The organism is Beijerinckia sp. L45 (assembly GCF_009765775.1).
Lineage (GTDB): Bacteria > Pseudomonadota > Alphaproteobacteria > Rhizobiales > Beijerinckiaceae > RH-AL1.
The window spans coordinates 1-2,124 of record NZ_LMUU01000233.1 but is presented as its reverse complement, the minus strand read 5'-3'; the positions used below and the strand labels follow the sequence as shown (position 1 = coordinate 2,124).

Here is a 2,124-nt window from a genome sequence, read left to right as displayed (position 1 = left end):
CCGCTTCCAGGGCGCGCGCGGAAATGTCGAACATGGTGTTGAGGTTGCCGATCACCCAGACAAGCGTGGTCGTCTCGACGACGAGAATGCCGGCGTGGAGCAGCACGCGACCGAGATCGGCGGAGCCGAAAAACACCGCCGAAGGGATGATGTAGCTGAGAACCAGATGATGGATCGCGACCGTGGCCGCTGCCGCGATGATGACGGCCCGGTCGCCGAAAATCATCAACACGGCAAGGGCGGCGAAATAGGCCATGTGTAGATCGGCCTGCCAGGGCGTTCCGGTGAAGGCCGCGACGAGGATCGAGATCTGCGCCATCAGGGCGATCCCCGATAGCGTGCGGCCGACGTTGTTGCCGCCCGTGAAGACCCAGGCGATGTGTGCGCTCAAGGCGCAGAACAGCGCGCCCAGGCCAATATCGACGCTGCTGATGCCGATCGAGAAGCCGGCAAAGAAGGTAACGGGGACCATCAGCCAGCCGATTGCGACCACGAGGGGGCCGGCGACCCGTCGTTGCGCCTCCAGGCTGTCGAAACCAAACGTCATGGCGAGACCTTCACTGGAAGCCGCAGCCGGCAAAAAAGCGCGAATCCATCACGAGAAACGCGCCGGCAGCGTGAAGGCGCTTTGCAAGCTGAGCCGGGTCGCCTCGCACGATCACAACCCACGGCAATCGCCCTACGCGAACCGGATCGCCCGCCGCTGCGGCGGCCTCAAAGATCGTTGCCGCGTCCCACCAAGGGGGGAACATGGCCGCAATGACGTTGGAGTTTGGAACCAAAGCGACGAGCGCGATCGCCAGTGACAGAACGATGGCTGATGTCGCAGACACGATCAGGGTCACGGCTTCACGCGGGATGAAAAAGCGACGCCTCATGAAATCCAGGAAGTTTGCCGACGCACATGTTTGACGCCGTGGCACGTGCCGAAAACAAGGGGTATACCTCAAAAGTTAATGACGGATTTTTGGGAAAAGTTTTTCTCGGCAATCTGAGCGCGCGGTATCGTAGGAATGCCCGCCTGAGGTTAGTCCACGACGGGCCGCGAAGCGGATTTCGATCAGGCTGTGTTCGGTCGAGACGCCGGTGCGTTTGTGTCGGCTCCGGCAAGCCGATAAGCCGCAGCATTCGGATCGCAACGAAGTGGGCATGATGGACAGCGAGCGGCCAGACGCGTCGTCGACGGTGCAACCGGCGCAAGAAACAATTCTGGACGAAGCCGAGTCGCTCGCGCTGACCGGCACGTCCGACCTGTTCCTCCGCGCCAGGACGCCTGGCTTTCGCCGCGTGACGATGGCGCTCGTCGCCGCCGGATTCTCGTCCTATGCCTTGATGTACTGCGTGCAGCCCCTGCTGCCGGTGTTTTCCGCCGACCTTCACGTGTCGCCCGGCGTCTCGAGCCTGTCGCTCTCCGTCACCACCGCGATGCTCGCGATCACCATGCTCGTCGCCGGCCGCGTGTCCGATGTGCGCGGCCGCAAGAATCTGATGGTGCTGTCGCTGTTCGCCGTCGGTGTGCTCACCGTCGTCTCGGCCTTCGCCCCGAGCTGGCCGATCCTCCTCGTCGGCCGCGCCCTCACCGGGTTCGCGCTGGCCGGAGTCCCTGCGGTCGCGATGGCCTACCTCGCCGAAGAGGTGCATCCGCGCGATCTCGGGACCGCGATGGGGCTTTATATCGCCGGCAACGCCTACGGCGGCATGGCGGGACGGGTGCTGACCGGCGTGCTGATCGACGTCAGCGGCTCCTGGCGCGTCGCGCTCGGTGTCATCGGCCTGCTCGGCTTCGCGGCGGCGATTCTCTTTCTGTTGCTGCTGCCGCGTTCGCGCCGCTTCGTGCCGGAGCAGGGTCTGTCGCTCGGCCATCTCGGTCGCGCCTTCGCGGTGCATTTTCGCGATCCTGGCCTGCTCGAGCTGTTTCTCGTCGGCTTCGTCGTGATGGGGGCTTTCGTCACCACCTACAATTACCTGAGCTACCGGCTGATCGAGCCGCCGTTTAGCCTGTCGCAAGCGGCGGCGGCGTCCATTTTTCTTGCCTACCTACTCGGGGGGCCGGCCTCGGCGTGGTTCGGTCGGCTCGGCGGTCGCAACGGGCGCGGGCGAATGATCGGCGCGGCGATGGGCCTG

General features: G+C 64.5%; 2 protein-coding genes and 1 pseudogene. 1 reads left to right on the top strand and 2 read right to left on the bottom strand.

The genetic code is table 11. The features are described 5' to 3' along the window. A pseudogene (locus GSQ79_RS24270) lies at positions 1-547 on the bottom strand (hypothetical protein); the annotation flags it as partial. A 10-nt stretch (positions 548-557) separates the two neighbouring features. Continuing rightward, positions 558-845 carry a hypothetical protein gene (locus GSQ79_RS24265; RefSeq protein WP_158811336.1) on the bottom strand — a complete coding sequence of 96 codons (288 nt, stop codon included), beginning with the start codon at positions 843-845 and terminating at the stop codon, positions 558-560. A gap of 304 nt (positions 846-1,149) precedes the next feature. Here GSQ79_RS24265 and GSQ79_RS24260 point away from each other — a divergent pair. Beyond that, positions 1,150-2,124 (top strand): MFS transporter (locus tag GSQ79_RS24260; protein WP_246725558.1); only part of this gene is annotated, 975 nt, incomplete at its 3' end.